Below are 4,128 nucleotides of genomic sequence, written 5' to 3'. Positions count from 1 at the left end.
GTCATCGCCCGCCACGAGGCGCTGCGCACCGTCTTCCGGGAGGTCGACGGACGGCCCGGCCAGCACGTCCTCACCCCCGACCAGGCCCGGATCGCTCTGCACATCCAGCAGATCGACGAGGCCGACCTCACCCAGACGCTGAACCGGGCCACGCGCCACGAGTTCGACCTGTCCACGCAGGTGCCGATGGACGCCCGGCTGTACATCCTCGGTCCGACCGAGTCGGTACTGCTGCTGATCATCCATCACATCGCGGCGGACGGCTGGTCGATGGCGCCGCTGGCCCGCGACCTCATCGTCGCCTACACCGCCCGTCTGACCGGCGACGACCCCGACTGGCCGCAGCTGCCGGTCCAGTACGCCGACTACACCCTTTGGCAACGCCACCTTCTCGGCAAGGAGACCGACGTGACCAGCGTGTTCACCCGTCAGTACGAATACTGGGCCGAGCAGCTCGCTGGTTTGCCGGAGCAGGTCACCGTCCCCACCGACCGGCCCCGCCCCGCCGTCGCCAGCTATGCCGGCGACGTCATCCGGCTGAGCCTTGACGCGAATCTGCACCGGGACCTCGCCGAGCTGGCCCGCAGCACCGACACGACCGTGTTCATGGTGCTGCAGGCCTCCATGGCCGCTCTGATGACCCGCCTCGGCGCCGGGACCGACATCCCGATCGGCAGCGGCATCGCCGGGCGGACCGACGAGAACGTCGACGACCTCATCGGGCTGTTTGTCAACTCGCTCGTGCTGCGCGCCAGCACGGCTCGCAACCCCGTCTTCACCGATCTGCTCGCGCAGGTCCGCCAGACCAGCCTGGCCGCTCACGCACACCAGGACATCCCGTTCCAGTACCTGGTGGAGAAGCTCAACCCGTCCCGCTCCGCCGCGCACCACCCGCTCTTCCAGGTGGCCTTCGTGCTGCAGAACACCGAAGAGGCGGACTTCAAGCTGCCGGACCTCCAGGTCCGCCCGGAGGAGACGCGCACCAGCACCTCACGCCTCGACCTGCTCATCAGCCTTGGTGAGGAGTACGACGTCGAGCGCGCTCCGACCGGAATCAGCGGGTTCATCGAGTTCTCGACCGACCTCTACGACCGGGCCACCATCCAGACGCTGGTCGAACGATGGACGCAGCTGCTGCGGGCCGCGGCCGCCAACCCGTCCCAGCGGATCGGCGCCCTGAACATCCTCACCCTGCGCGAACGCCTCGACCGGGTGGTCCAGTCCGAGCGGGCCGAGCAGCCGACGCTGCCCGAGCTCTTCCAGGCCCAGGTGGAGGCTTCGTCGGACGCCGTCGCGCTGGAAGCCGGGGATCGCCTCCTCACCTACGGGGAGTTGAACGCGCGGGCGAACCAGATCGCGCACTGGCTGATCTCGCGCGGCATCGGGGCCGAAGACCTGGTCGGTGTGGTGCTGCCACGCAGTGTGGATCAGATCGCGGTGATCCTGGGCATCGTGAAGGCGGGTGCGGGCTACCTGCCGGTGGATCCGGACTACCCGTCCGAGCGCATCGCGTACATGCTGGCCGATGCGGCTCCCGTTCTGCTGCTCACCGGTGCGGGACGGGCGGAGGAGTTGCCGGACGGGCTGGCCGTCGAGGGGCTGGCCAAGGTCTGGGACGGGCAGCCGGTGACCGATCCGACGGATGCGGACCGGGTCGCACCGCTGAAGGCGGCGAACACCGCGTACGTCATCTACACCTCCGGTTCCACCGGCCGGCCCAAGGGCGTCGCGGTCACCCACACGGGTCTGGCGTCGTTGACGATGACGCATCTGGAGCGGTTCGCGGTGACCGCGGGCAGCCGGGTGCTGCAGTTCGCCTCGCCGAGCTTCGACGGCGCGGTGTGGGAGCTGGTGATGGCGCTGACGACCGGCTCGGTGCTGGTGGTGGCGGGGTCGCAGCGGCTGGTGGGTGAGGAGCTCGTCCGGGTGCTGGCCGAGCGGCGGATCACGCATGTGGCGCTCCCGCCCTCGGTGTTGGCGACGCTTCCTGCGGGCATCGAGTCGGCCCTGCCCGGCCTGGGCACGATCGTGGTGTCCGGTGAGGCGTGCCCGCCGGAGCTGGTCGAACGGTGGTCGGTGGGCCGCCGGATGATCAACTCCTACGGTCCGACGGAGACGACGGTGGACGTCACGGCCAGTGAGCCGCTGTCGGGTACCCACGTCCCGCTCGGACGCGCGGTGGTCAACACCCAGGTGTACGTGCTGGACGAGAATCTGGAACAGGCGCCGCAGGGTGTCGCGGGTGAGCTGTACGTCGCGGGCCGGGGTCTGGCGCGTGGCTACCTGAACCGTCCCGGTCTGAGCGCCGAGCGGTTCGTGGCGGATCCGTTCGGTGCGGCCGGGGGCCGGATGTACCGCACGGGTGATGTGGTGCGGTGGAACCGGGAGGGTGAGCTGGAGTACCTGGGCCGGGTCGATGACCAGGTGAAGATCCGCGGGTTCCGGATCGAGCCGGGTGAGATCCAGTCGGTGCTCGCGCGGCAGGCCGAGGTCGCGCAGGCGGTGGTGGTTCCGCGTGAGGACCAGCCCGGTGACATCCGCCTGGTGGCCTACATCGTTCCGGAGGCCGGTGCCGGTGCAGGTACGGGCGAACAGGTCGAGGACTGGCGGGAGTTGAACGACTCCGTATACGGCGGGATCGGTGCGCTGCTGGGTGAGGACTTCGCGGGGTGGAACAGCTCGTACACGGGTGAGGCGATTCCGCTGGGGGAGATGCGGGAGTGGCGGGCGGCGACGGTGGAGCGGATCCGTTCGTTCGCGCCGCGGCGGGTGCTGGAGATCGGTGTGGGTTCGGGTCTGTTGATGGCGCCGCTGGCGGGGGAGGTCGAGTCCTACTGGGGCACCGACCTGTCCCAGCCCGTGGTGACCCGGCTGGTGGGGCAGGTCGCGGAGCGGGGATGGGAGCACGTCGAACTGCGCTGCCAGCCCGCCGAGGACTTCACCGGGCTGCCTGCCGGCTACTTCGACACGATCGTGATCAACTCGGTCGCGCAGTACTTCCCGAACCAGGACTACCTCACCTCCGTGCTCACCCAGGCGTTCCACCTTCTGGCCGAGAGCGGCCGGATCGTCCTGGGCGACATCCGCCACGTCGGACTGCTGCGCACCCTCCAGACCGCGGTGCAGGCGCCGAGGGCCGCCAGTGCCGAGCAGCTGCGTTCCGCGGTGGAGCACGCCCTGGTGGTGGAGAAGGAGCTGCTGGTCCACCCGGACTACTTCACCGCTTTCGCCGCCACCCACCGTGCGGGCGTGGACATCCGCCTCAAGCGCGGTGAGGCGCACAACGAGCTGACCCGTCACCGTTACGAGGTCACGCTCCACAAGAGCCCGGCGGAGCTGACCGACGTCGCCGGTTCGGGGGACCTGGCCGGCCGGCCGATCCTGCACTGGGGGAGCGACCTCACAACCCTGGAGCAGCTGGGGGAGCGGCTGGTCGAAGGTGGCGTTCGTGTGGTGGGTGTTCCCAACGCGCGTCTGTCGGGTGAGGCGGCCGCCGTCGAGGCCTTGGCTGAGGGCAGGGACCTGGACGCGGTGCGCTCGGTGCTGGGTTCGGTGGCCGGGATCGATCCGGAGGTCTTCCACCGGTGGGCGGAGGGTCTCGGGTTTCGGGCGGTGGTCACGTGGAGTGCCGACCTGCCGGGCGCGTTCGACGCGGTCCTGCTGGACGCGGCCGACGCCCGGGCGGTGACCGGTGTGTACCGGTCCTCCGGGGGCGGTGCCGCTCTGACCAACTCGCCGGCGCGGGCGCGGACCAGCGGGGCACTGGTGACGGCGCTGCGGCAGGTGTTGCAGGCGCAGTTGCCGGAGTACATGGTGCCGTCGGCGATCGTCACCCTGGACCGCATTCCGCTGACCCCGAACGGCAAGATCGACCGCAAGGCCCTCCCCGCACCGGAGTACACGTCCGCGGGGGGTGGCCGCGCACCGCGCACGCCGCGGGAGGAGATCCTGTGCGCGCTGTTCGCCGAGGTGCTGGGCGTGCCGGGTGTCACGGTGGACGATGATTTCTTCGTGCTCGGCGGTCACTCCCTGTTGGCGACCCAGCTCTCCAGCAGGATCCGGGCCACTCTCGGCACCGAGATGCCCCTCCAGGCGCTCTTCGGGTCGCCGACCGTCGCCAGGCTCTCC

At 70.1% G+C, this 4,128-nt stretch carries 1 protein-coding gene; it reads left to right on the top strand.

Going from position 1 to position 4,128, the window contains the following annotated elements:
• The coding region (locus ACFZBX_RS36800; protein WP_391538177.1) for an amino acid adenylation domain-containing protein at nt 1-4,128 on the top strand (4,128 nt) is incomplete at both ends.

The organism is Kitasatospora sp. NPDC008115 (assembly GCF_042957205.1).
GTDB lineage: Bacteria > Actinomycetota > Actinomycetes > Streptomycetales > Streptomycetaceae > Kitasatospora.
The sequence above is the reverse complement of the archived record's forward strand: the minus strand, read 5'-3'. Positions and strand labels throughout refer to the sequence as shown.